The sequence below is a fragment of the Haloferax chudinovii genome, from assembly GCF_042663345.1.
In the GTDB taxonomy this organism is placed as follows: domain Archaea; phylum Halobacteriota; class Halobacteria; order Halobacteriales; family Haloferacaceae; genus Haloferax; species Haloferax chudinovii.
The window spans coordinates 506180-529624 of the sequence record NZ_JBHTAB010000001.1; the positions used below are offsets into that span (position 1 = coordinate 506180).

A 23445-nucleotide genomic window follows, 5' to 3' on the forward strand; every position below is an offset into this window, starting at 1 on the left:
GAGCGTGTGCGCGAACTTAAATGGCCGCGACTGGGCAGACGTTGCAGTCGGATTCGACCGACGACCCTCGGTTTTTGGGGCGTTTTCCTACTCCGCGTCGCGCCGCGCCAGCCCGGTGAGATGCGGCGCTTCCGGGACGATTATCTCGGCGGTCCCGAGCCGGGCGGCGTTCTCGCTCCCCGGCAGACAGAACGTCGGCGTCTCGTCGACGACGCCCGCGGTCGCGCGGGTGCCGACGACCTTGGTGCCGATTTCGTCGTACGAGAGCCGCCGGAACAGTTCGCCGAAGCCGGGCAACGCCTTCCCGAACAACTGCGCCGTCGCCTCGACGGTCTGGTCGTCGGGCGTGACGCCCGTCCCGCCGGTCGTGACCGTCACGTCGACGTCGCCGCGGTCGGCCATCCGCGCGACCGCGGTCTGAATCTCGTCGTAGTCGTCGTCGACGACCCGCCGGACCGACACCGAGTGACCCGCCTCGCGGAGCAGTTCCGCTATCGCGTCGCCCGCGGGGTCGTCGTCGACCTCGCGGGTGGACGAAATCGTCAGCACCGCCGCTCGGAGCTCGTCGACGTCGTGGTGGTGATGGTCGTGGCCGTGATGATGGCCGTGGTCGTCGTGACCGTGATGATGGCCGTGGTCGTCGTCGCCGTCCCCCTCGCCGTCGCCGTGGTCGTGGTCGCTCACGGCCGCGGCTTCGTCGTCCGGCGATAAAATTCCCGCGTCGCCCCGGCGGTCGTCGGTTCGCGGCGGCCGGTCGGACGACTCACCGGCGACCGGCGCGGCTCACCCGTCGTCTGGAACGCCGTCGAGCGAGTCGAGCGTCAGTCGTTCCGCGTTCTCGCGGAGCGCCTCGAACTGCTCTGTGGCCCACTCGACGGCGGCTTCGGTGTCGTTGCGGGCGACCCCGCCGACGCCGGTGTCGGTGTAGACGACGACCCCCGCCTCCGATTCCGTCACCCAGAGGCCGAACCGGAACGGGGCCTCGCCCCGATAGAGCGTCACCGACTCGTGTCGGAGCTGGTCGGTGATGACCGCGTGCGAGTCCGGGGCGGCGGCGAGTCGGTCCAACAGCTCGTCGGCGATAATCATCTCGACGACCGTCCCACCCTCGGTGGCGGTCTCGTAGAAGGGTCGAAGCTGACCGACGAGCGCGACTGGGGCGACGCCGTAGACTCGCTCTGCGCTCTCGACGCTCGAAAACAGCTCCCGAATCGCGCTGTCCGGGATGTCCGGCGTCGACGTGTGAACCGACGCGCCCGCCAAAAACGCCGGGTCGAGCGGCGCGTCAGTCGGAAGCATCGAAAGGAGGTCCCGAGCCGCCTGGACGCCGCGGAGCGAGTCGAGACACTCGTCGTACGCGCCGAGCGCGCACCGACCGACGCAGGTCAGCCGATACCGGCCGTCGGCACGCTCGACGAAGCCGGCGTCGAGGAGGTCGCGGACGACGCGGTCAACCGTCGAACGCGAGGTGTCGAGGTCGGCGGCGAGTCCGCGCTTGTCTCGCGGTCGCTCCGCGAGCGCCCGGACGAACGACGACCGCCTCACGAGGAGGCGCGAAAGCTGTGCTGAAGTCTCGTCTCCGTTCACGTGCCTGATACTCCTTCCAACGAGTTGGAGCCCTGTCGACCGCCCCTGTTCGGGTCGCCGGTAGCTGTCGGCGAACGTGACTGTCGAACTAGACTATGTTGGGAACCCTGTGTCGTATATATCTTCGCACCGATATGATTTGAATCCATAATGTTTCGTCGAATGTCGATTAAGAGGAAAGACGATTGGCGTAAACCCACACTTTAGTTCCTGCCCATCCTCGGTCGGGTCGAGATGAAAGCGGTCCAATTCACGGAACACGGCGACCGAGACGTCCTCGAATACGGCGACTTCCCGGACCCGGAAGTCGGTCCCGACGAGGTCCTCGTCGACGTGAAGGCGGCCTCGCTCAACCACCTCGACATCTGGACGCGGCGGGGGCTTCCGGGCGTCGAGTTAGAGATGCCGCACATCCCCGGAAGCGACATGGCCGGCGTCGTCACCGAGGTCGGCGAGCGGGTGAGCCGGTTCGAGGTGGGCGACCGCGTCGCGCTCATCGCGGGCGTCGCCGGCGGCGGCGACGAGTTCTCCCGGAAGGGCGACCCGACGCTCGCGCCGGACTTCCACATCATCGGCGAGCACGTCCGCGGCGTCCACGCCGAGTTCGCGGCGGTTCCCGAGGAGAACCTCGTGCCCGTCCCCGAGGGCGTGCCGTGGGAGGTCGCCGGCTCCGCATCGCTCGTCTTCCAGACCGCGTGGCGGATGCTCGTCGACCGCGGCGAACTCCGACCCGGCGAGAAGGTGCTCGTCCTCGGCGCGTCCGGCGGCGTCGGCCACGCGGCCGTCCAAATCGCCGACTACGCGGGCGCGGAAGTGTACGCCACCGCCTCCACCGACGAGAAACTGAAGTACGCCGAGGAATGCGGCGCGGACCACGTCATCAACTACGAGGAGGAGGACTTCTCGAAGGAGATTCGAACGCTCACGGACGGCCGCGGCGTCGACATGGTCGTCGACCACATCGGCGAGGCCACCTACAAGCAGTCGCTCAAGAGCCTCGTCAAGGGCGGCCGCGTCGTCACCTGCGGGGCGACCACCGGCCCCGACCCGGGCGCGGGCCTCAACTACATCTTCTGGAATCAGCTCTCAGTCATCGGCTCGACGATGGCGACGCCCGGCGAGGCCGACGAGGTGCTCGACCTCGTCTGGGACGGCACCTTCGAACCCCGCATCCGCGAGACGCTCCCGATGAGCGAAATCGACCGCGCGCACGAGCTCATCGAGGAGCGACAGGGCTTTGGCAAGGTGGTCGTAATCCCCGATAGTGAGCTCTGACACCACGGCTCGGAACGACGCCACCGCCGAGTCCGACACGTACGTCCACCGACCGGACGGCGTCGCGGTCGGCGGCGACGGCTCGGAGCCGGAAGCGACCGGCTTCGGGAGCCGTGGCTGGGTGCTCGTCGGCGTCGTCGCGCTCTGTTTCCTCGTCGTCCCCGGTGCGGTGTACCTCGTGCCGTCGCTCCCGGCGATGGCCGGCCTGCCGTACCTCGCGGCCATGCTGGCCCTGCCGATGCTCCCGGCGCTCGCGCTCGGCCTCGTCGCCGTCTGGTCGATGACCGCGGCGACCCGCGGCGACGACTGAACCGCCCGTAACCGCACCTTCGACCCGCCGAAACCGCTCTCCCGAAGCGAGCGAGACGCGACGTTTTCACGACCGAGTTCTCGCGCGCGAGCCGCGCTCTCGCCTGCCGGTATCGACTCCCGTCCCCGATTCTCGACGGTGGAATTGCGTGTCGATATAAATGGTTCCGACAAGGCTTATGCCCATCCATGGTTGACATTCACACGCACAGATGTTCGAACGCTTCTCCAGCAGTTACTTCCTCGGCCGGTTGTACGTCGAACCGTACGACGGGGCCGAGGCGGCGATTCACCGAACGGAACACGAGCGACTCAACGAGTGCGTCTACACGGACGGCCGCGGCGTCGAGCGAGTCGACTACCCGCTCGTGATGAAACTCGACACGGCCCACTTCCCGGTCGTCGGCGACGACGGCGTCCCCTCGGGGACGCTCGCGCTCCCCCGAGACGCCGTGGACTCCGATTCGCTTCCGGACGACAGGCCGGTGCTTCTCGCCGACGCCCCGCGAGCCGCCGAGTTGCTCCGGTACGCCGGTTACGACCCCGACGACCTCGCGCCCGGTGGTCCCGACGGCGACGTCCCGGACCGCCCCGACGACAGGCTGGCCTAAGCGGTTCTCGCGGCGTCGCGGCGGGCGGAACGGTCCCGCTCGCCTCGCGTCCGAACGCTCAAGTGGTCGGCCCGCACGCGTCCGTGTATGCTGGATGAGTTGTTGGGCCGAGCCGAACTCAAAGCGCGTATCGCCGAGTTGGAAGACGAACGCGACGCGTTAGCCGGGCGTCTGGAGGGCGAGTCCGAGCGCCGAACGGAGGCGGCCCGCGCGCGACAGGAGGCCGAGGCGGAGGTCAACCGCCTCGAAGACCGCATCACCGAACTCGAAGACCACGTGGAGCGCCTCTCGGGCGACGACGACTCCCTCGACTTCCGCGGGACCGAGGACCTCCGCGGCGACCGCCTCCGCGAGGTGCTGTCGCGCCTCGATTCGTTTTCGACCGACGCGGAGGGCGCGCTCACCGCCGCCGTCTCCGACGACCGCTCTCTCCCCGCGGCCGTCGACGCCGCCTTCGGCGACCGCGCCTCGCTCGTCCGCCGGGCCGCGCCCTGCGTCGCGCTCACCGACGACGCCGGAGTGGTGAGCGTCGCACTCTCCCCGCCCCGCCAGCCCGACGGCTTCGACGCCTGGAGCGACGGTTTCGACCTCCCTCCGGCGTGGTTCCACCCGACCGAGACCACTGTAGTCGCGCTCGTCCGCGGCGACCTATTCGCCCTCGGTCACTACGAGCACGGCGACCTCGAATTCGTCGAGGGCTTCGAGAGCGACGTGAAGTCCGCCCACTCCAAAGGCGGGTTCTCACAGGGCCGCTTCGAGCGCATCCGCGAGGGGCAAATCGACGACCACCTCGACCGCTGTCACGAGGCGCTCGACGAGTTCATCGACGGCGACGCCGACGCGGGCGCGGAAACGGCCGGCGACGACGCGGAGCTCGTCGTACTCGGCGAGCGGACCGTCCTCGGCGAGTTTCGCGACCGCGCCGCGCTGACCGCGACCGTCGACGCCAGCGGCGACCCCGAGGCGGCGCTCGCCGAGGCCTCCAGAGAGTTCTGGACGACACGGCTCTACCGACTCTGAATCGGCGGCGACGCCGCGGTGCGCTCCCAACCGTCCCGAATAGTCGTAGCCGACTCGGCGACGCGACCCGGCAGTCGACGCCGAATCGCCCCACCTTTTAGGGTGGCACGTAGTGACACCCAGTATGAACGACCCACAGCGAGTCGTCGTCCTCGCACACGAGAAGTTCCCCGACCGCGCGAAGACCGCCACGGGCGTCCTGAAGTACGCCGACTACGACGTGGTTGCCGTCCTCGACCGCGACAACCCCGGCACCTCCGCCGCCGACCACCGCCGCGACCTCCCCGACGTGCCCGTCGTCGCCTCGATGGCCGACGCGCCCGACGCCGACGCTCTCCTCGTCGGCATCTCGCCCATCGGCGGCGCGTTCGACGAGACGTGGCGCGACGACGTTCGCACCGCCCTCGCACGCGGCTGTGACCTCATCTCCGGGCTCCACTACTTCCTCGCCGAAGACGAGGAGTTCGCCCGCCTCGCCGACGAACACGGCTGTGACATCAACGACGTTCGCAAGCCTCACGACGACCTCGGCGTCGCGCAGGGCAAGGCCGCCGACGTGGACGCCGAGGTCGTCCTCACCGTCGGCACCGACTGCTCGGTCGGCAAGATGACCGCGACGCTCGAACTCGTCGAGGCCGCCCGCGAGCGGGGCATCGACGCGGGCTTCATCCCGACCGGCCAGACCGGCATCATGATCGCCGGCTGGGGCAACCCCGTCGACCGCGTCGTCAGCGACTTCACCGCCGGCGCGGTCGAGGAGATGATTCTGGAGCAGGGCGACGAACACGACGTGCTGTTCGTCGAAGGGCAGGGGAGCATCGTCCACCCGGCGTACTCCGCGGTCACCTGCGGCATCCTCCACGGGTCGATGGCCGACAAGCTCGTGCTCTGTCACGAGGCCACCCGCGAGGCGATTCACGGCTACGAGGAGTTCGCGCTCCCCGACCTCTCGGAGTACGTCTCGTTGTACGAGAACCTCGCCGCCCCGGTCCACGAGGCCGACGTGGTCGCCGGGATGCTCAACACCTCCCACGTCGACGACGACGTGGAAGCGGCCGAGGCCATCGACGCCTTCGCGGACGAACTCGGCGTCCCCGCGGTCGACCCCGTCCGCTTCGGCTCGGCCGACCTCATAGACGAGGTGTTCTAGATGCTCGCGACCGAGTTCGAGCGCGTCTCGATGCCGCTCGCGGAGCCGTTCGGCATCGCTCGCGGCGTCCAGACCGACGCCGAGAACGTCGTCGTCCGCATCGAGGACGAAGGCGGCATGACGGGCGTCGGCGCGGCCGCCCCGTCGTCACACTACGGCGAGACCGCCGACACCGTCGAAGCGGTCTTGCCCGACCTGCTGTCCGTGGTCGAGGAGGTCGGCGACGCCCACGCCATCGACCGCATCGAGCGCGAGATGGCAGAGACGGTCCGCCGCAACCCGGCCGCGCGGACCGCCGTGAGCATCGCCCTCCACGACCTCGCGGCCAAGCGCCTCGGCGTCCCGCTGTACCGCCTCTGGGGGCTCGACCCCTCGCGGACGCCCGCCTCGTCGTACACCGTCGGCCTCGACGACCTCGACACGATGCGCGAGAAGACCGCGGAGGCCTACGAGGCCGGCTACGACGTGCTCAAGGTCAAACTCGGCACCGACCGCGACCGGGCCGTCATCGAGGCCGTCCGCGACGAGGCCCCCAGCGCGACCATCCGGGTCGACGCCAACGAGGCATGGACGCCCCGCGAGGCCGTCGAGATGACCGAGTTCCTCGCCGACCACGGCGTCGAGTTCGTCGAACAACCCGTCCCCGCCGAGGACCGCGAGGGCCTGAAGTTCGTCTACGACCGCGGCGCGCTTCCCATCGCGGCCGACGAGTCCTGCGTCACCGCCGACGACATCCCGCGCATCGCCGACCGCGTCGACATCGCGAACCTCAAACTGATGAAGTGCGGCGGCCTCACGGAGGCGAAACGCGCCATCCACGCCGCCCGCGCCCACGGGCTGGAGGTCATGCTCGGCTGTATGATAGAGACGAACGCCGCCATCGCGGCGGGCTGTCACCTCGCGCCGCTTCTCGACTACGCCGACCTCGACGGCTCGCTCCTCCTCGCTGACGACCCCTACGAGGGCGTCTCGATGCCGAACGGCCGCATCGACCTCGAAGCGCTCGACCGACCGGGAACCGGCGCACAGCGTCGGTGACGCGGACGCGGTAACGCGGCGACGCCGTCGCGGGACCTCCGCACCCGTCAGGACTCCCAGTCGAGGTCGTCTTCGCGGGTCTCCGACCGGAGCACGAACGGCCCGATAGAGAGCGTCCGTTTTGCGACCGTCGAGATTCGGAGGACCGCGGCCGCGAGCACCGCAAAGGGCGCGAGCGAGACGGCCACCACGAACGCCACGGCGAGAAGCAGGTTCGACACGCCGAGCGTCGCGCCCGTAATCGTGGTCGGGTCGTCGAGAAAGAGAACCGCGGCGATGCTCGCCACCAGCGCGGGGACGGCCGCGTAGAACATCGTCCGCGAGAGGTCGACGAGTTCCCACCGGAAGTACAGCGTCTTGACGTGCTCGCGGGCGGGGCCGAACAGTTCGAGCGCGTCGCGAAGCTCCGACAGCGCCGTCTTCGTCTCCGCCGAGAACTCGGCGTCGTGGACGCGGCGGAGCCGCGCCGCCTGATAGATTTTCCACGAGTAGTTGAGGTCCAGCGCCGCCGACAGCACCGCGAACGTCCCGAACTGCCGGCCCTCCAGCCGCTCGGCGACTGCGTCGGCGTTGGACTCGACCTCCGCGGCGAACTCGCGGACCCGGGTCGTCGGGTCGTCATCGGTATCGCCCGCGTCGCCGTCCGTACCCGCGTCGCCGTTCGCGTCCGCGTCTCCATCCGCATCGAGCGTGTCTTCGACCACCCGCGCCCGCGACGCGATGCCCTCGGCCAGCGCGCGCAGGAACGCCGAGGGCTCCGGCGGCGCGACCGGCGCGTCCAGCAGGTCGGCGACGTCCTCGCGGAAGTTCATCGACCCCTCCATCCGGTCGCGCTGGTCGCCCAGCGGCCCGAGTTCGCGCGAGAGCACGAGCTGGTTGATGGTGACGACGAGCGTGACGCCCGTGATAATCGCGGTGAGAAGGCCCTGCGCGAGCGTCTCGATTGGGTCCGACGATTCGACGGCGACCCGGAGCGGGGTCGGGTCCAGTTGGCCGAGGACGACGACGCTACAGAAGACGACGACGAGCGGGACCGCGGCGACGGCGCGGCGGTCCGCGTCGAGGAGGGCGCGGAGCTTCGCGCGGCTCGTCGTCCCGCGCTCCCGCATCGTGTCGTCGGGCTCGCCCGCCGACGGCCCGCTGGTGTTCGACATGACCGAAGCTATCGAGCGGCGGGGTCAAGTGCGTACTGGCGGTCGGTCGCGGAGACGGCGGAGGCGACTGGGTCAGCCGAGCACCTCAGGGCAAGGCGTCGGTTCGGAGCGGGCGGGCGGGTGCGTTTAGGAGGACGAGGAGTCGTCTTTGTTTTTCAGCTCTTCGAGTTCGGCTTCGATCTCCTCGTCGGCCACGTCGGTCTCGACGTCCACGTCGGCGTCGCTCGCGCCCTCGCTCGATGACGATGACCCGGAGGACTTGCCCATCTCAGCTTTGAGCGTCTCCAGTTCGGTGTCGACCTCGGCGCTGGTGCGACCGGCTTCGAGTTCGCGCTCGATGGAGTCTTTGTCCGACAGCGCGTCGTCGAACGCGCCGGAGTCCATCAGTTCATCCATCGCGGCCGAACGGGCCTCCATATCGTCGGTGCGCTCTTCGGCGCGTTCGAGCGCGCGCCCCACGTCGGCCATCTCGTCGCCGACGCCGGTCATCGCCTCGGAGACGCGACTCGACGCCTCGGCGGCCTCGTAGCGGGCCTTCATCGTCTCCTTTTTGGTGCGGAACTCCTCGATGCGACTCTGGAGTTCGTCCTTCTTGTTGACGAGCTGGTCCTGCGTCTCCTGCAGGCTGGCGATTTGGGTCTCCAGCTCCTCGATTTGGTTCATCTTGGCCTGCTTCTTTTCGAGCGCCTTGCGGGCGAGGTCCTCGCGGTCCTGCTGGACGGCCTCGCGGGCCTGGTCGTTGTGCTTTTCGACGTTCTCTTCGAGGCGGCGCTTCTGTATCTCCAGTCGCTTCTTCTGGGTGGTCAGGTCGGCGATACCCTGTTTGACCTGCTGTAGCTCGTCGCGCATCTTCTCGTAGGAGTAGTCGAGCGTCTCGGTCGGGTCCTCCGCACGGTTGAGGAGGGCGTTTATCTTCGACCGGATGACGTACGACGTGCGAGAGAGAATTCCCATACCCAATTACTACGCGACGTTCGGCTTAAAACCTCACCAGCGCAACCTGTCTCTATGACCGAGACGATTCTCGTCCCCGGGGGGCGCGACGTGCGGGCGACTCTCGACCGCGCCCGCGGGGACAGCACCGACGACGCGGACGGTACCGACGACGCGGCGGCCCGCGGCGACGCGATTGTCGTCGCCTGCCCACCCCACCCCCAACACCAAGGACACCGCGGCGACGCCCGCCTCGTCGCCGTCGGCGACGCGCTCACCGCCCGCGGTGTGGACTGCCTCCGCTTCGATTACGGCCCGTGGGACGAGGGCTACGGCGAGCGCGCCGATACGCTCCGGGCGGTCGAGTGGGCCGCGGAGCGCTACGACCGAGTGGGTCTGTTCGGCTTCTCGTTCGGCGGCGCGATGGCGCTTCTCGCGGCCGCGGAGGGCGCGGACGCGGACGCCGTCTCCGCGCTCGGTCCCGCCGGGCGACTCGCCGACGACCTCGACGCGGTCGCCGCCTTCGACCGCATCCCCGTCCCCGTACAGGTCGTCTACGGCACCCGCGACGACGTCGCCGACTGGGAACCCGTCGTCGAGCGCGCCCGCGAGTATCACCAACCCGTCGTCGAGTTCGCCGCCGACCATTTCTTCGTCGGACAGGAGGCGAAAGTCGCGGCCGCCGTCGCCGACTTCCTCGTGTCGAACCTCGGCGTCGAGTGAGAACGGAAGTGAGCGACGGAGTCGCCTCCGACGCCACCGACCCGCGACGAAACGACCCGCGACGAAACAACCCGCGACCGTTCGACCGAACGACAGACCGGAAACCATTCGACCGAACGACATTTTTGGCTCGGCTCCGAAGCCGGGTGTATGGTCCCCCGCAAGCGACTCGTTGCCGTCGTCGCCCTCCTCGTCGTCGGCGTCGCGCTGAGCCAGTCGTTCGCCGTCGCCACCTCGACCTCGTCGCTCGAATCGACGTACGAAGCCGAAAAAGTGACTGTCGACTCGCCACCCGGTCTCGTCGCCTCCTACGACCCCGACGTGGTCGACCTCGCCGCGACGGTGAACGAGACGCCCCAACTCCGAGAGCCGGTCGCCACCGCCGCCCGGACCGGCCGGTACGACGGCGACATCGAACCCGAGGCGTACATGACCCTCTCGGACGTGAACGAAGACGCCGAGTTCGCCGTCTACGACGGCCGGTACTACCGCCTCTCGTTGAACGTCTCTGGCGACCCGGTCCGCGCGACCATCGAACTCGACCCGACGGACTGGGAGACCGTCGCCGCCGCGGCGTCGACGCCCGCCGCGAACGCCAGCGCCGACGTGCGCGAGGCCATCGACGGCGGCACCGTCACCAACAGCACCTTCGTCGTGCCGGGGCTCTACGAGCGCGGCGACGCACACTACCTCGTCCACCCGGCGAACGAGGGCGAGATTCTCGGGAACTTCCTCGCCCTTATCGGCGGCTTCCTGTTCAACCCCATCGGCTGGGCGTACACCGTCGCGGGTCTCGGGCTCCTCGGAGCGCTCCGGATTCGACGCCGCGCCCGCCCGCTGGACCGCCGAACCGCCTTACTGGTCGTCCCCGGCACGCTCGCCGCCATGTGGCTGGGGACGACGCTCACCAACACGGGGTCGCTCGGCATGCGCTACGTTCTCGTTCCCGGCATCGGCGTCGTGGCCGCCTTCGGCCTGTTCGCCGGCTTCTGCATCCGCCGCGGGTCGTGGAAGTCGCTCGTCGGCTGGAGCGTCGCGCTCGTCGCGGTCGTCGTCGCGGCCGACGCCGTCGCAATCGGCCTCGTCGGCACGATTTTCGGCGCGCTCGGACTCGTCGTCGGCTGGTTCGGGAGCCTGTTGCTCGTCCCCTACGGCTACGCGCTCGCGAGCGATTCGGAGGACGAGCGTGAGGAGAAACCGGGTGCGGTGACGGCCGCGGAGTTGGGTGAGGCGTGATGCGGCTCTCGGGTCTTGATTCGTGAACGTGGAGAAGTAGGTGTCGTCAGTCTCTCAGTTGTACTCCCGCCACCGATAGCCGCATTCCTGACATTTGAAGAATCGCGTCGGCGGTTCGTCGGCCGACCCGGTCTGCTTGATGGTGTACCACGCTTTCGTGTGGCCGCAGTCGTCGCAGTGAACGTCTTTCGCGGTCGGTTTGCCTTCGAACTCCGCGCCCTCTTCGGTTTCGATGAGTTCGTCGTCCGACTGCGCCTCGGTGGAGACGAACTCCGCCGCGAGCTCCTCGTCGCGCTCGGCGGTCCCCCCGCAGTCGTCGTTCGTGCAGGTCATCGCGCCGTTCTGGCTCACCATCATCGAACCGCACTCGTCGCAGAACTGCATACCCGCCGGTAGCGGACCGAGAGCAAAGAAGCTGTCACTCCGCGCTGTCGCGGGAGAACTCGGGCCGCCTCACCGCGCGACGCTCGTCAGTCGTCGGTCTCGACCATCGGGCAGTTCCGCACCCGGAAGTGGTCGCTGTCTTCGAGTTCGACGATGGTCGTCCCCTCGTGGTGGCACACGAGTTTCGGCGGCTCGCCGAAGTGCTCACAGCGCTGGCAGAACTCGGTCTTGGGAACGACGTGGTCCGCGCCGCCCTCGGTGGCGTCGACCGGGGTGGCCTCGGCTCCGACGCCGACGCCCTCCGCCTCCACGTCGTCGCCGCCTTCGACGAGCGACGTCCACACGTCTTCGCGGTCGAGTTCGCCGACCTCGACCGACTCGAAGAGCTCGGTCACGTCGTCGCGCTGGTCGGTGACGCGCGAGCGGTTGCGGCGCTCGGCCACGCGCCCCGCGAGGTCCGAAAGCGGGGCCGAATCGGCGTCGTCGTTGCGTTCGCCGCGGTCCGCCTCCGGGGTGTTCTCGGCGTCGGACGCGCCGTCTGTCGAGTCGTCGCGCTCGGGTCGGTCACCGCGGTCGTCGAAGCTATATGTGTGGTCTCTCGCCGCGTCGTCCGTGGGGTCGTTGTCGTCGGTCATCGTCTTCGTGGGGTCTCAGTCGTCGCCGTGTTCGCTCCCCGCCGCGGCACCGGCGCCCCGCTGGGTGGACTCCTCCTCTCGGGCGGTGGGGGACCGGTCGCGCTCGTCGATAGGGGTGTCGTCCGCGTCCGAACCGGCGTCCGAACCGGCGTCGGCGTCCCGCTCGTCGGGGATGGCCTCGTCGAGGAGGTCTTCGATCTCGTCGGTCGCGTCGGACGAGTCAGCCGCCTCCAGCGCGGGAAGCCGGCCGGTGTGGAGCGTCGCCGTTCCGAAGAACCCGGGCGACGACGACAGTTCGCGGAAGGGGGTCCGACACGACGGACAGCGGGGTTCTGCGAGCAGGTCGAGGTGGACGGTCGCGTCGCACTCTTCGCACCGCGCTTTCTTCTCGCCGGCCGCGTTCGCCGAACGGAGGAGTTCGGCGAGCGCCGTCCGTTCGAGGTCGGCGGCCTCGAGGTCCGCCGCCCGCCCGCGGAGGTCGAGGAGCGTCCGCGCGACCGTCCGGAGGTTCTCGTCGAGCGTCGCCGTCGTCTCGTCGAGGTAGCTGAGAATCTCCTCGAAGTTCTCGAACCCGGCGTCGAGTCGGTCGTCGAGGTCGGCCACGCGGTTGCGAACCGCGTGCACGTCGTCGGCTATCCGGTCGAGTTCGCCGTCCAACTCGGGGTGCGCGTGGTCGCGCGGCGCCTTCTCGTCGGTCTCGCGTTTGACCTGGACGACGCGCGTCCGCACGTCGGCTATCTTCTCGTCGAGTTCATCTTCGAGTGCTTCGACGCGACCCTCGACCCCGTCGAGGCGGTCGGGAACCGATGCGCTCCCGTCGATTGATTCGCCCGCGTCGATCACGGCGAGCCGGTAGGTCCCGAGGGCCCGCGCGAGTACCGTCTCCCGGTCGACGCCCTCCTCGTCGGCGCGTGCTTTGACCCACGTGCGGAGGTCGTCTGAGAGCGACAGCCCGTCTTCCCCTTCCATCTTCGTGTCCAGTTTGTCTACGGAGCCTTAAGAACTGTCCCCGAATCGGAGACAGGTCGTCGCACGGCCCCGCGCCGGTTCGCTCAGCGAATCTTCCGCACGTCACTCACGTCGAGGCCGCTTTCGTTAATCTCGGTCTCGAACTGCACGATGTTCTCGCTCTCCAGTCGGGCGAGCACGCCGCGGAACTCCTGGACGACCATGGTCCGCGCGCGCTTCGACCCCCCGGACTCCCACTCGAAAAGTAGCGACCCACCGGTCGCACCCTTGAGGACGCCGAGTTCGGTCTTCGAGAGCGCTTCGGTGCTCGCGAGCACGAGGATGAGCCCGCCCCACTGGTAGGAGGCCTTCTCCAGGCCCTTGATGACCATCGCGATGTCCGACCACGTCATCTCGTCGGACTGGCTCGCCACGAGGTCGGTCAGGGAGTCGATGACGACGAGGTTCCCGGGGGCGTGTTCGCTCAGGGTGCTCCCCAGCGCGCCCAACACGGACTCGCGGTCGTGTCGGTGGCCGAGGTCCTCCAGCTTCGTCGGCTGGCCGAGATACCACTCGCGGGGAATCGGGCTGAGCTGGAAGTACTCCGGCGAGAGGTCGTGGAACTCGATGTGTTCGACCGCGGACTCGACGACCTCGTCGTCCATCGTGTAGCCCATCTCGCGGCGCAGGTACTCCTCGCCGGCGGTAAACGAGACGTAATGAACCTCCGGCGGCGGCGTCGCGGTGTCCGCGAGCGAGCCGTAGTGGAGGTCGAACAGCTCCGCGTCGGTGTGCGAGAGGGCGTTCATCGTCGCGCTCGTGTAGAGGAACTCCCGAGCGCCCGCGCCGGACTCGCCCGCGAGGAGCACGACGTTCCCCGGGGGTGCGCCGCCGCCGATGATACTGTCGAGGCGGGGGACGCCGAAGGGGATTTGAGACATACCGAAGCCGACTCGGTCGCGTCGGTTAGGCGTTTCGGGGAGCGCGGTGAGGCCGTCGCGGTCGCCGCGTACCACCCGCCCCGAGACGCTCACACCCATTCACTCGACGCGCGCGCCGCGGTTCCGCCCGCGGGCGACCGAGACGGAGCCGTCGATATCGGCGTCGGCCAGCGCCGCCCGGCCCGCCTCGACCGCTTCGTCGACGTGGTCGGCGTCGGTCACGCCGTAGACGCACGGTCCCCACGACGACTGGCCCGCGCCGTAGACCACGGGCGACTCCGACAGCGACGAGACGAGCGCGCCGACCGGCGGCCGGTAGACGCCGCCCTGCTCGTCGGCGTACCACGTCCCGTTGAGTCGGCCGACGGACTCGACGGCCTCCCCGAAGCGCTCGGCGGACCCCTCGGCGAGCGCCGGGAGGAGCCGCCGGGTGACGATGCCGGCGATTCGGTCACCGGTCTGCGCGTCCGCGCGCTCGACGACGGAGCGCATGCTCGACTCCTCGGCCGCGCCGTTGCGGCCGGGGTCCGCGTCGGGGACGACGAGCAGGAACCGCCAGCTGACGGGAACCTCGTGTCTGGCGGCGACCGCCGGCACCGACCACGAGCCGTCTTCCGGGCGGTCGGTGGTGAAGCGCGCGGTCGGGTGGCCCGCGTCGAGGACGGCCCCGCCGGCTTCGAACGTGGCGACGCCCACCCCGGAGCGGCCGCCGCGGCCCATCTCGGGGGCGAGTCGGCGCACGTCGGCCTCGCGGTCGGTGGCGGCCGCGACCGCCCGCAACACCGCGAGCGCGAGCTGTGTCCCGCTCCCGAGGCCGGCGTGTCGCGGCAGGGAGCGCTCGACCGAGAGGTCGACACCCTCGACGCCGAGGAGTTCGACCGCCTGTTCAGCGTACTCGCGGGCGGCGGGATGCCGGCACTGAACGTCGGCCCCGGGCTCGGCGGCGACGACCACCCGCGGCTCGTCGAGCGCGACGCCAACGCCGCCGTAGAGCCGGTCGCGGGCGAGGCTCAGATTGAGGAAGCCGAAGTGGATGCGCGCGCCGGTCGAGACCCGAACCATGTCACCGGCTATCGACGGGGACGCCAAAAGGGGGTTTCGACCATGGCAACGCGGGCCGGAGTTGCCCGCCGCAGTCGGTCGGTTTCGGCGCTCGCGGCGGGCGGCGACCGGTATCGACTCAGCGCACGCGACAGACATCTCAGCATCGTTCGTCGAGAGAGACGACATCTGCAACAGCCAGAATGACCGAGATGAACTCGACATTTGCACACCTAAAATAGTGCAAGAAAATCTGCGTGTCGAGACGGTCAGGAACTCCTGACCGGCTCAGACGAGTTCTTCGGCGACCACGTCGACCGCGAGCAGGTTCGGGTCGATGGCGAGGTCGGCCTGCCCCTTGGCGAACTCCGGAAGCGTGTCGTAGGCGTAGGTCACGACGCGCACGCCGGGGTTCAGCTCTTTCGCCACCGCGATGGCCGTCGCGTCGTCCATGTCGGTGAGCACGAGCAGGTCGGCGTCTTCGATGCCGGCCTCGCCGAGCGAGTCGGCGGAGGCGATGCCCGTGACGCGGACGACCGTCGCGCCCTCGTCCTCGAGCGCTTCGCCGAGTCCGTCGGGGTCCGCCCCCGCGACGACTGCGGTCGTCATTCGTACTCGATGGTCGCCGGCGGTTTGTGGGTCACGTCGTAGACGACGCGGGCGACGTTCTCGTTCGTCCCGGTGATACGTGACTGGATGCGCTGGAGGGTGTCCCACGGCAGTTCCTGCGCGCGGGCGGTCATGCCGTCGCGCGACTCCACGGAGCGCACGGAGACGATCCAGCCGTGGACGCGGTTGTCACCCTTGACGCCGGTGCCCTTGCCGATGACGGCGGCGAACGCCTGCCACGGCTCGTGCTTTTCGGTCTCGTCTTCGACGACGTGACACGCGTCACGGGCGACTTGCACCTTCTCGGGGGTGACTTCGCCGAGGACGCGGACCGCCAGCCCCGGCCCCGGGAACGGCATCCGCTCGGCGATGATGGATTCGAGGCCGAGCGCGCGGGCGACCTCGCGGACCTCGTCCTTGTAGAGGTCGCGGACGGGTTCGACGATGCCCTCGAAGTCCACCACGTCCGGCAGACCGCCGACGTTGTGGTGGGACTTGATGTTGCCCTCGGACTCGATGCGGTCGGGGTAGATGGTCCCCTGCACGAGGTACTGCGCGTCGGTCTCTTTGGCCTCGCGCTCGAACTCGCGGATGAACTGCTCGCCGATGACCTTGCGCTTTTCCTCGGGGTCGACGACGCCTTCGAGCGCGTCGAAAAAGCGGTCGCGAGCGTCGACGACGCGGAGGCTCTCCATGAACGAGAAGGTGTCCGCAATCTGTTCGGTCTCGCCTTTGCGCATCAGGCCGGTGTCGACGTAGACCGGGGTGAGCTGTTCGCCGACGGCCTCGTAGGCGAGCGTCGCGGCGACCGAGGAGTCCACGCCGCCCGAGAGGGCGATGATTGCGTGCTCGTCGCCGATTTGGTCGCGAATCGATTCGGTCGCGTCTTCGATGAATTCGTCTACGTGTACCATTATGCTGTCACCTCTTCGTTACCGAGTTCGCGCGCGTCGAGCTCGCCGAGAACCGCGCGGAGGAAGCCGAGGAACGGCGGGCTCGCGCGGTCGGGTCGAGAGCGGAACTCGGGGTGGAACTGCGTCCCGAAGAAGAACGGGTGGTCGGTCAGTTCGAGAATCTCCATGCGGTTTTCGGCGCGGCCGGAGAAGCGAAGTCCCTCGGACTCGAGCTCGTCGATGAGTTCGGGGTTCACCTCGTAGCGGTGGCGGTGGCGCTCCGTACAGGAGGTACCGCCGTACACCGCCTCTGCGAGCGTGCCGGCGTCGATGTCGGTGTCGTGCGCGCCGAGGCGCATCGTACCGCCCATCTCGTCGACCTCGTACTGCTCGGGCAGGAGGTCGATGACGGGGTAGGGCGTGTCGGGGTCGAGTTCGGCCGAGTGGGCCTCGTCGTGGCCGAGGACGTTCCGGGCCTGCTCGACGACGGCCATCTGGAAGCCGAGGCAGAGACCGAGGAAGGGGACGTCGTTCTCGCGGGCGTAGCGGATGGCCTCGATTTTGCCGCCGGTTCCGCGGGAGCCGAAGCCGCCGGGGACGACGACGCCGTCGGCGTCCTTCAGGCGCTCTTCGTGCTTGTCGAGCATCTCGTCGGAGTCGACCCAGAGGATGTTCACGTCGACGCCGCACTCGATGCCCGCGTGCTTGAGCGCCTCGTGGATGGACATGTAGGCGTCTTCGAGGGCGTACTTGCCGACGAGCGCGATGTCGACCGAGCCGGTTCGGTCGGCCGTGACGAGCTCGCGCCAGCGGTTGTCGCGGTCTTCTTTCGGCATCGCCTCGTCGGCGATGCCGAGCCGCTCCATGACGTACTCGTCGAGGCCCTCCTCTTCGACCATCAGCGGGACGTGGTAGATGTCCGGCACGTCGGGGTTGGAGAACACCGCGGCGTCCGGCACGTCGCAGAACTGCGCGATTTTGCTCTTCGTCGCCGGCTCGAGTTTGTCGTCGGCGCGGCCGACGAGGATGTCCGGCTGGAGACCGATGCTTCGGAGTTCCTTGACGGAGTGCTGGGTGGGCTTCGTCTTCTGCTCGCCGTTTTTCGAGTAGGGGACGAGCGTGACGTGGGTGAAAAGCACGTCGCCGTCTTCCTCCTCGGAGGCGAACTGACGGAGCGATTCGAGGAACGGCATCGACTCGATGTCGCCGACGGTGCCGCCGACCTCGACGAGACACACGTCGGTCCCCTCGGCCGCCTCGCGGATGCGGCGCTTGATGTCCTCCGTGACGTGCGGGATAATCTGGACCGTCTTCCCGAGGTAGTCGCCGTCGCGCTCCTTCTGGATGACGTGCTGGTAGGTCTTGCCCGTCGTGATGTTGTGGTCGGCGGTCATGTCGACGCCCAGGAACCGCTCGTAGTTCCCGAGGTCGAGGTCGACTTCCGCGCCGTCTTTCAGCACGTACACCTCCCCGTGCTCGTAGGGGTTCATCGTCCCGGCGTCGACGTTCAGGTACGGGTCTATCTTGACCGCGGTGACGTCGAACCCGGCGTTCTTCAGGAGTCGGCCGGTGCTCGCGGCCGTGATACCCTTCCCGAGGCCGGACATGACACCCCCGGTTACGAAAATGAACTTGCGCCCCATCTCTGGGTCGTATTCGTCCGTCGGCATACTGACCGTGTGCGAGCGTACTTCAAAACCATTTCGGAGGGAACACCGTGTGCCAGAGCACCGCACGCACCCGAATCCGAGAGAATCGCGCGACCGCGACGCGGCGGTGACGCCGACTCGACGGCGCGCGCCCGGTCAGTCCAGCCTTTTAATGACCCGCGCCGGGTTGCCGCCGACGACCACCGAGTCGGGCACGTCCTTCGTGACGACCGCGCCCGAGGCGACCACCGCGCCGTCGCCGATGGTGACGCCGGGATTGACGACCGCGCGGCCGCCGAGCCACGCGTTGTCGCCGATTGTCACCGGCTCGCCCGACTCGAGTCCGTTGATTCGCTCCGCGGCGTCGAGCGGGTGGGTCGCCGTGTAGACGTGGACGCCCGGCCCGAGCTGGCAGTTGTCGCCGATGGTGATGGGACAGACGTCGAGGAAGACGCAGTCGAAGTTGGCGAAGAACCGCTCGCCGACGCGGACGTTGTAGCCGTAGTCACAGCGGAACGGCGGCTCGATTTCGAACGACTCGCCGACCTCCCCGAACAGCTCTCGAATCAGTTCCTCGCGGCGCTCGGTCCGGGTCTCGTCGGTGTCGTTGAACAGGCGGGTGAGTCGGCGCGCGCGTTTCCGCTCCGCGACGAGTTCCGGGTCGCTCGCGTCGTACGGGTCGCCCGCGAGCATCTTCTCCTTCTCGGAGGGCATACCCGCGATAACTGGCGGGCGGGTGGTAAGTGTACCCACGACTTCCGCAACCGCAGGGTTTGACCCCCCGGTCGCAATCGTCCGTCCGTGACAGAGTTCCCGCGACTCGGCTTCGGGACGTACAAACTCGAAGACCGCGACGACGAGGACGTGGCCGCCATCGACGCCCTCGATTCGACCCACCGCATCGTCGAGTTCGAGGAAGCGCCGTGGAACCGCGCCTGAGCTGACCCGGCCCGCTCCCGGCCGACGGCGGCGCTGAAAATCCCCATTTTTCCACCGCTCGGCCGCTCAGTCTCTCGTATTCGTCGTCACGCATACCCCGACAGACTGGGACGTTCGTCCCGTCATAACCCGGGTGAACATATATGATGGACTCGCCCGTACTGTCAAATATGGCAACGGTGGTGGTGGTGTGCCCACACTGCGGACAGCACGTAGAATCGAGATACGAGGGCGACGCCGACTTCGACGGCGTCAGACAGCGGCTGAAAAGCGAGTACCGCATCGCGCGGCAGACCTGTCCGGTGTGTTCGAACCCATACGACCTCCGTCGGGCCTAATCGGTCCCGACGGCGCGGCGACGGAATCCTCGGCGGGTGGCCGAGGGGGTCGGCGTCGCGTTCGCGTTCGCGTTAGCCCGTGTTTTTCATCCCGGCGGCGATGCCTTTGACGGTGAGCCGCAGGGTCTGTTCTTCCTCGTCGGTCCGGTGGGTCTGCGACAGCAGGTGCGTCTGCAGTAGGTTCAGCGGGTCGACGTAGGGGTTGCGGCGGCGGAGGCTCTCTTCGAGCCACTCGCGCTTCAGGAGGCTACTGCGCTCGCTGATGTCGAGCATCAGCTCCGCGGCGTCCTCGTACTCGTCGGTGAGGCGGGTGAAGAACTCCTCGCGGAGCTCCTCGTCGGCGAGGTTCGCGTACTCGGTGGCGATTTCGAGGTCGGTGCGCGCCAGCGCCATCGCGGCGTTGTCGAACGTGCTTCGGAAGAACGCCCACTCGTCGTACATCTCGCGGAGGTCGTCCATGTCGCCGCCGTCTTCGAGGAAGGCGTTGACGCCGGCGGCCAGCGAGTACCAGCCGGGAAGGATACACCGCGACTGGGTCCACGAGAACACCCACGGGATGGCACGGAGGTCCTCGACGCTCCGCTCGTCGGACCGGGAGGCCGGGCGAGAGCCGAGGTTGAGTTCCTCGATGACGGTGATGGGCGTCGCCTGCTCGAAGTAGGAGACGAAGCCGTCGGATTCGAGGAGGTTCCGGTACTCCTCGCGCGCGGCGGCCGCCATCGTGTCCATGGCGTCGACCCAGCGGTCGGGAACCTCCTCTTCGGGCGTCCGAATCGCCTGCAGGCGGGCGCGAATCTGGGCGTTGAGCATCTGTTCGAGGTTCCGCTCCGCGATGCGCGGGTTGGCGTACTTCTCGGCGATGGCCTCACCCTGCTCGGTGAACTTAATCTGCCCCGTGACGGTCTCGTTCGGGAGCGCGAGCATGGCCTCGTTCATGGGGCCGCCGCCGCGGGAGATGGAGCCGCCGCGGCCGTGGAACAGCCGCATCGTCACGTCGAAGTCGTCGCAGATGTCGGCGAGGCGGCGCTGGTTCTTGTAGAGGTCCCAGTTGGCCGCGAGGAAGCCGTTTTCCTTGTTGGAGTCGGAGTAGCCCAGCATGATTTCCTGGACGTCGTTCCGGGCGGCGAGCGCCGTCCCGTAGGCCTCGTTTTCGAACAGCGTGCCCATGATGCGGCGCGCGCCGTTGAGCGCCGATTCGGTTTCGAGGAGCGGGACCACGTCGATGCCGCAGTGGTCGGGCAGAGAGACGACACCCGCTTGGTCGGCGAGGAACAGCACTTCGAGGACGTGTGACGGCTCTTCGGTCATCGAGATGCAGTAGGTGTCGATGGCGCCGACGCCGTACTCGCGCTGCCACTCGCCGAGCCTGCGGAAGCGGCGGAGGACGCGCTCTGCCGTCTCCGACACGTCGCCCGGCTCTTCGAGGTCGATGACCGGCTCCTCCTGTAGAATCGCGTCCGTGAGCAGTTCGACGCGCTCGTCCTCGGAGCTACCGTCGTAGTCGAGACCCTCGTGGGCCAGCGCCTCGTGGACGGCCTCGGTGTGGTTCTCCTGGTGGTCGCGGAGGTCGAGGCTGGCGAGGGTGAAGCCGAACGTATCGACCTGCCGCATCAGGGGCTCGACGTACACGTCGGCGACCTGCGCCGCGCCGGTCCGGCGGAGGCTGGCGTCGATGACTTCGAGGTCCGCCATGAGTTCGCTCACGTCGGCGTAACCGTTCGGGCGAACGTCCTCGACGCGGCGGATTCGCTCGCGCATCAGCTTGAGTTTCTGGCGGTACGGCTCGTTGGGGTAGCGCTCGTCGGCCTCCTCGGCGACGACGGGGAGGAGGTCGCGGTCGGCCTTCAGCGAGCGTTCGAGCTCGTGGCCCGGGTCGATTCGTGTCGCGTCCTGACTCAGCACACCGGAGAGACGCTTGAGCGAGTCGCTGTACTTTTCCAGGGCGACGCTACGCTGGCGTTCGAGCGTGTCTTCCGTCACCTCGGGCGTGACGAAGGGGTTGCCGTCGCGGTCGGAGCCGGCCCACGAGCGGAACTCGAACAGCTTCGGCACGTCGAGGCCGGGATACTCGGCGCGGAGCTCCTCTTCGAGTTCCTCGTACACCTCGCCGACCACGTCGAAAAGCGTGTTTTCGAGGTACCACTGGACGTTGCGGGCCTCGTCGGTCGGCTCCGGGCGTCGGTCGCGGACCTGCGAGGTCTGCCAGAGGCTCGTCACTTCGGCGACGACGTGCCGCCACTCCTGGTCGTGTTCGAGGTCGGTGAGGCGGCGCTCGTCGAGCGTCTCCAGCCGGTTGGCGATGGAGCGGAGCTTCGATTTCACCGTCTTCCGACGGGCCTCGGTCGGGTGGGCCGTAAAGGTCGGCTCGATGAGCACGTCTTCGAGGACGCGTCCCAGAAGCTCCTCGTCGACCTCCTCGTCGTCCAGCGCGTCGAGCGTGTCGAGGATGCCGTCTTCGAGCGTCCCCTCCTGAGACGCCTCGCGAATGACGCGGACCCGCTCGCGCTCCTCGGCGAGGTTGATGAGTTCGAAGTAGGTCGTGAACGCGCGAGCGACGACGCTCTCGCGCTCCGGTTCGAGGTCGCCGACCACGTCGTAGAGTCGCTCGCGCGACCCGGACTCGCCTTTCCGGTAGGCGATGGCCGCCTGTCGAAGCTCTTCGACCGTCTCGAACGACGCCGTCGACGTCTGCGCTTCGAGCACGTCCCCGAGCAGTGCCCCCAGCTCGCGGACATCTTGCCGCACGTCTCTGGTGTGCAATCGCATCCTACTCGAATACGAGTACCACATTCTAAAAGCCCACGAGTAACGCCGAAAATTTGCCCGGAGGTGAGACCTAAACGAACGTTTCTAATGGTTCGTCCAGTTTCTTCGGCCGCGGGGTCGGCGGGCCGAACCCCTCGCGGGCGGCCGTTTCGTGGGGCGTACTACCACGGCTGATTCGTCACGCTTTTACTGACCGGGTCGAAGGTGGATGTATGAGCGATAGCGACAAGTACCCCGCCGATTCGGGTCGCCGTCGGTTCGTCAAGGGCGTCGTCGGGGGAGCGGCGCTCGCGGGCGTGGGAACGACAGGCGCGGCCGCCATCAACACCGCAACGTCGTCCACCGGTTCCGGTGGTGGGCCGACGCAGGCGTACGCCATCGAGAACACCGGCGGTCCCGCACCGCGCGGCATGCCGCAGATTCCGATCGAGATCGACGACGAGGGCTACATCAGAGGCGTCTGGCCCGAGGTCCAGACCATCACCCAGAACGGTGTGGAAGTCGAACTCGCCATCAACGAGGACTACCAGGGCACGGGCGTCACCTACTCGCAGGACTGGTTCCAGTACTGCGGCGTCCAGACCTACGACGGGTTGGGCCCGAACTTCGAGTCGGACAACTACTTCCGCTCCGACAACGGGGCCTACGACTGGCAGTCCGAGACCTACAGCGCCGGCGACCGCCTGAACGTCAACGACTTCGACGAGTACGAGACGTGGGGCAACGGCATCGGACAGGCCGGTCTCGGGATGCCCGCGACCGGGACGTGGCGCTCGCAGGACACCGAAGACACGATGCCGATTCAGGTGGTCCGCTCGACGCGCATCGAGGAGGCGGCACAGGACAACGAGTGGCTCTCCGCCTCGACGGATCAGGGCGTCATCGCGTGGCTCAACAAGTGTACGCACTTCTGCTGTGTCCCCGGCTACAAGCAGTCGGCCAGCTCCGCCACGTTCGGCGGCGAAGACGGCGTCTACTGCCAGTGCCACCAGTCTACTTACGACCCCTTCACCATCGTCGAGACGCTCTTTACGGCACTGCCGCGCCCGAGCGAGTAACTTCGGCACTCGCCTTCTCGCTCGCGGCCGACCGCGACGCGTCTCCCCGCTCCGTTCTATCCCGTTCCGTTGTTCCATCTCGTTTCGTTCCGTTGTTCTATCTGGTCCAGTTCCATCCGTGCCGTCGTACCCCGTCCCGCGTGCTGACAGACCGGCCGCTCTCGGGTCGTCCATCAGGGCTCGAGAACCAACCACCGACCGGGCGACG

General features: G+C 68.2%; 24 protein-coding genes and 1 pseudogene. 11 read left to right on the forward strand and 14 right to left on the reverse strand.

Annotation, left to right across the window (positions count from 1 at the left end; genetic code table 11):
• Positions 1-87: 87 nt before the first annotated feature.
• Complete coding sequence (locus ACFQI8_RS02550) at positions 88-684, reverse strand: MogA/MoaB family molybdenum cofactor biosynthesis protein (RefSeq protein ID WP_390242651.1); 597 nt, start codon at positions 682-684, stop codon at positions 88-90.
• Between the two features lie 99 nt (positions 685-783).
• Positions 784-1587: a helix-turn-helix transcriptional regulator gene (locus ACFQI8_RS02555; RefSeq protein ID WP_390242652.1), complete on the reverse strand. Its 804-nt coding sequence runs from the start codon at positions 1585-1587 to the stop codon at positions 784-786.
• Between the two features lie 234 nt (positions 1588-1821).
• On the opposite strand from ACFQI8_RS02555, the gene ACFQI8_RS02560 reads away from it, so the two are divergent.
• The 6 genes from ACFQI8_RS02560 (at position 1822) to ACFQI8_RS02585 (ending at position 6990) form a co-directional block, all read left to right on the forward strand.
• Positions 1822-2862: a zinc-binding dehydrogenase gene (locus ACFQI8_RS02560; protein ID WP_390242653.1), complete on the forward strand. Its 1041-nt coding sequence runs from the start codon at positions 1822-1824 to the stop codon at positions 2860-2862.
• Positions 2852-3172 (forward strand): hypothetical protein, encoded by a 321-nt coding sequence (locus ACFQI8_RS02565; protein ID WP_390242654.1) that lies wholly within the window; start codon positions 2852-2854, stop codon positions 3170-3172. The genes ACFQI8_RS02560 and ACFQI8_RS02565 overlap by 11 nt, the downstream gene beginning before the upstream one ends.
• A 211-nt stretch (positions 3173-3383) precedes the next feature.
• On the forward strand, positions 3384-3782 hold the full coding sequence (locus ACFQI8_RS02570) for a DUF5802 family protein (protein ID WP_390242655.1): 399 nt from the start codon (positions 3384-3386) through the stop codon (positions 3780-3782).
• Between the two features lie 87 nt (positions 3783-3869).
• Positions 3870-4802: a Vms1/Ankzf1 family peptidyl-tRNA hydrolase gene (locus ACFQI8_RS02575; RefSeq protein WP_390242656.1), complete on the forward strand. Its 933-nt coding sequence runs from the start codon at positions 3870-3872 to the stop codon at positions 4800-4802.
• A 124-nt stretch (positions 4803-4926) separates the two neighbouring features.
• The gene (locus tag ACFQI8_RS02580; RefSeq protein WP_390242657.1) at positions 4927-5952 is read left to right on the forward strand and encodes a DUF1611 domain-containing protein; all 1026 of its coding nucleotides are present in this window, start codon (positions 4927-4929) and stop codon (positions 5950-5952) included.
• Positions 5953-6990, forward strand: a complete 1038-nt coding sequence (locus ACFQI8_RS02585) for a dipeptide epimerase (protein ID WP_390242658.1) — start codon at positions 5953-5955, stop codon at positions 6988-6990. It abuts the gene before it with no gap.
• Positions 6991-7037: 47 nt separating this feature from the next.
• Here the strand turns inward: ACFQI8_RS02585 and ACFQI8_RS02590 are convergent, their stop codons facing one another.
• Together ACFQI8_RS02590 and ACFQI8_RS02595 are read right to left on the reverse strand one after the other, a co-directional pair.
• Entirely contained in the window at positions 7038-8144 is a 1107-nt protein-coding gene (locus ACFQI8_RS02590; RefSeq protein WP_390242659.1) for a DUF7972 family membrane protein, read from the reverse strand.
• A gap of 126 nt (positions 8145-8270) precedes the next feature.
• Positions 8271-9098, reverse strand: a complete 828-nt coding sequence (locus ACFQI8_RS02595; RefSeq protein WP_390242660.1) for a PspA/IM30 family protein — start codon at positions 9096-9098, stop codon at positions 8271-8273.
• A 54-nt stretch (positions 9099-9152) separates the two neighbouring features.
• Here ACFQI8_RS02595 and ACFQI8_RS02600 point away from each other — a divergent pair, with 54 nt between their 5' ends.
• Positions 9153-9800 carry a dienelactone hydrolase family protein gene (locus ACFQI8_RS02600; RefSeq protein WP_390242661.1) on the forward strand — a complete coding sequence of 216 codons (648 nt, stop codon included), beginning with the start codon at positions 9153-9155 and terminating at the stop codon, positions 9798-9800.
• A gap of 150 nt (positions 9801-9950) precedes the next feature.
• On the forward strand, positions 9951-11036 hold the full coding sequence (locus ACFQI8_RS02605; protein WP_390242662.1) for a DUF8127 domain-containing protein: 1086 nt from the start codon (positions 9951-9953) through the stop codon (positions 11034-11036).
• A gap of 54 nt (positions 11037-11090) precedes the next feature.
• On the opposite strand, the gene ACFQI8_RS02610 is transcribed toward ACFQI8_RS02605, so the two are convergent.
• The 9 genes from ACFQI8_RS02610 to ACFQI8_RS02650 form a co-directional block, all read right to left on the reverse strand.
• Positions 11091-11420 carry a transcription factor S gene (locus ACFQI8_RS02610; RefSeq protein ID WP_004969514.1) on the reverse strand — a complete coding sequence of 110 codons (330 nt, stop codon included), beginning with the start codon at positions 11418-11420 and terminating at the stop codon, positions 11091-11093.
• An 86-nt stretch (positions 11421-11506) separates the two neighbouring features.
• Positions 11507-12055, reverse strand: a complete 549-nt coding sequence (locus tag ACFQI8_RS02615) for a DUF8135 domain-containing protein (RefSeq protein ID WP_390242663.1) — start codon at positions 12053-12055, stop codon at positions 11507-11509.
• A gap of 15 nt (positions 12056-12070) precedes the next feature.
• A complete protein-coding gene (locus ACFQI8_RS02620; RefSeq protein WP_390242664.1) occupies positions 12071-13024 on the reverse strand; it encodes a hypothetical protein in 954 nt (317 codons plus the stop codon).
• Positions 13025-13107: 83 nt separating this feature from the next.
• Positions 13108-13944 carry an RAD55 family ATPase gene (locus ACFQI8_RS02625; protein ID WP_390242665.1) on the reverse strand — a complete coding sequence of 279 codons (837 nt, stop codon included), beginning with the start codon at positions 13942-13944 and terminating at the stop codon, positions 13108-13110.
• A 99-nt stretch (positions 13945-14043) separates the two neighbouring features.
• Complete coding sequence (locus ACFQI8_RS02630; protein ID WP_390242666.1) at positions 14044-15006, reverse strand: beta-ribofuranosylaminobenzene 5'-phosphate synthase family protein; 963 nt, start codon at positions 15004-15006, stop codon at positions 14044-14046.
• 267 nt (positions 15007-15273) lie between these two features.
• Positions 15274-15594 (reverse strand): DUF7126 family protein, encoded by a 321-nt coding sequence (locus ACFQI8_RS02635; RefSeq protein WP_390242667.1) that lies wholly within the window; start codon positions 15592-15594, stop codon positions 15274-15276.
• A complete protein-coding gene (gene guaA, locus ACFQI8_RS02640) occupies positions 15591-16508 on the reverse strand; it encodes a glutamine-hydrolyzing GMP synthase (RefSeq protein WP_390242668.1) in 918 nt (305 codons plus the stop codon). Before guaA ends, ACFQI8_RS02635 begins: the two co-directional genes overlap by 4 nt.
• Positions 16508-18157 carry a glutamine hydrolyzing CTP synthase gene (gene pyrG, locus ACFQI8_RS02645; RefSeq protein WP_390242669.1) on the reverse strand — a complete coding sequence of 550 codons (1650 nt, stop codon included), beginning with the start codon at positions 18155-18157 and terminating at the stop codon, positions 16508-16510. The genes guaA and pyrG overlap by 1 nt, the downstream gene beginning before the upstream one ends.
• Positions 18158-18292: 135 nt before the next feature.
• A complete protein-coding gene (locus ACFQI8_RS02650) occupies positions 18293-18850 on the reverse strand; it encodes a sugar O-acetyltransferase (RefSeq protein WP_390242670.1) in 558 nt (185 codons plus the stop codon).
• Positions 18851-18982: 132 nt separating this feature from the next.
• Between ACFQI8_RS02650 and ACFQI8_RS02655 the strand changes: the two are divergent.
• Both ACFQI8_RS02655 and ACFQI8_RS02660 read left to right on the forward strand, forming a co-directional pair.
• Positions 18983-19075 (forward strand): annotated as a pseudogene (locus tag ACFQI8_RS02655) (aldo/keto reductase); the annotation flags it as partial.
• 170 nt (positions 19076-19245) lie between these two features.
• The gene (locus ACFQI8_RS02660; protein WP_390242671.1) at positions 19246-19413 is read left to right on the forward strand and encodes a hypothetical protein; all 168 of its coding nucleotides are present in this window, start codon (positions 19246-19248) and stop codon (positions 19411-19413) included.
• A gap of 72 nt (positions 19414-19485) precedes the next feature.
• Here ACFQI8_RS02660 and ppc read toward each other — a convergent pair whose 3' ends face one another.
• The gene (gene ppc, locus ACFQI8_RS02665) at positions 19486-22179 is read right to left on the reverse strand and encodes a phosphoenolpyruvate carboxylase (protein WP_390242672.1); all 2694 of its coding nucleotides are present in this window, start codon (positions 22177-22179) and stop codon (positions 19486-19488) included.
• A gap of 212 nt (positions 22180-22391) precedes the next feature.
• Between ppc and ACFQI8_RS02670 the strand changes: the two genes are divergently transcribed.
• On the forward strand, positions 22392-23237 hold the full coding sequence (locus ACFQI8_RS02670) for a ubiquinol-cytochrome c reductase iron-sulfur subunit (protein ID WP_390242673.1): 846 nt from the start codon (positions 22392-22394) through the stop codon (positions 23235-23237).
• Positions 23238-23445 lie beyond the last annotated feature (208 nt).

Coding starts and splice junctions, on each gene's coding strand:
- ACFQI8_RS02560 (WP_390242653.1), top strand. CDS start 1,822: ATGAAAGCGGTCCAATTCACGGAACACGGCGACCGAGACGTCCTCGAA.
- ACFQI8_RS02570 (WP_390242655.1), top strand. CDS start 3,384: ATGTTCGAACGCTTCTCCAGCAGTTACTTCCTCGGCCGGTTGTACGTC.
- ACFQI8_RS02575 (WP_390242656.1), top strand. CDS start 3,870: ATGCTGGATGAGTTGTTGGGCCGAGCCGAACTCAAAGCGCGTATCGCC.
- ACFQI8_RS02580 (WP_390242657.1), top strand. CDS start 4,927: ATGAACGACCCACAGCGAGTCGTCGTCCTCGCACACGAGAAGTTCCCC.
- ACFQI8_RS02585 (WP_390242658.1), top strand. CDS start 5,953: ATGCTCGCGACCGAGTTCGAGCGCGTCTCGATGCCGCTCGCGGAGCCG.
- ACFQI8_RS02590 (WP_390242659.1), bottom strand. CDS start 8,144: ATGTCGAACACCAGCGGGCCGTCGGCGGGCGAGCCCGACGACACGATG.
- ACFQI8_RS02595 (WP_390242660.1), bottom strand. CDS start 9,098: ATGGGAATTCTCTCTCGCACGTCGTACGTCATCCGGTCGAAGATAAAC.
- ACFQI8_RS02600 (WP_390242661.1), top strand. CDS start 9,153: ATGACCGAGACGATTCTCGTCCCCGGGGGGCGCGACGTGCGGGCGACT.
- ACFQI8_RS02605 (WP_390242662.1), top strand. CDS start 9,951: ATGGTCCCCCGCAAGCGACTCGTTGCCGTCGTCGCCCTCCTCGTCGTC.
- ACFQI8_RS02610 (WP_004969514.1), bottom strand. CDS start 11,420: ATGCAGTTCTGCGACGAGTGCGGTTCGATGATGGTGAGCCAGAACGGC.
- ACFQI8_RS02615 (WP_390242663.1), bottom strand. CDS start 12,055: ATGACCGACGACAACGACCCCACGGACGACGCGGCGAGAGACCACACA.
- ACFQI8_RS02620 (WP_390242664.1), bottom strand. CDS start 13,024: ATGGAAGGGGAAGACGGGCTGTCGCTCTCAGACGACCTCCGCACGTGG.
- ACFQI8_RS02625 (WP_390242665.1), bottom strand. CDS start 13,944: ATGTCTCAAATCCCCTTCGGCGTCCCCCGCCTCGACAGTATCATCGGC.
- ACFQI8_RS02630 (WP_390242666.1), bottom strand. CDS start 15,006: ATGGTTCGGGTCTCGACCGGCGCGCGCATCCACTTCGGCTTCCTCAAT.
- ACFQI8_RS02635 (WP_390242667.1), bottom strand. CDS start 15,594: ATGACGACCGCAGTCGTCGCGGGGGCGGACCCCGACGGACTCGGCGAA.
- guaA (WP_390242668.1), bottom strand. CDS start 16,508: ATGGTACACGTAGACGAATTCATCGAAGACGCGACCGAATCGATTCGC.
- pyrG (WP_390242669.1), bottom strand. CDS start 18,157: ATGCCGACGGACGAATACGACCCAGAGATGGGGCGCAAGTTCATTTTC.
- ACFQI8_RS02650 (WP_390242670.1), bottom strand. CDS start 18,850: ATGCCCTCCGAGAAGGAGAAGATGCTCGCGGGCGACCCGTACGACGCG.
- ACFQI8_RS02660 (WP_390242671.1), top strand. CDS start 19,246: ATGGCAACGGTGGTGGTGGTGTGCCCACACTGCGGACAGCACGTAGAA.
- ppc (WP_390242672.1), bottom strand. CDS start 22,179: ATGCGATTGCACACCAGAGACGTGCGGCAAGATGTCCGCGAGCTGGGG.
- ACFQI8_RS02670 (WP_390242673.1), top strand. CDS start 22,392: ATGAGCGATAGCGACAAGTACCCCGCCGATTCGGGTCGCCGTCGGTTC.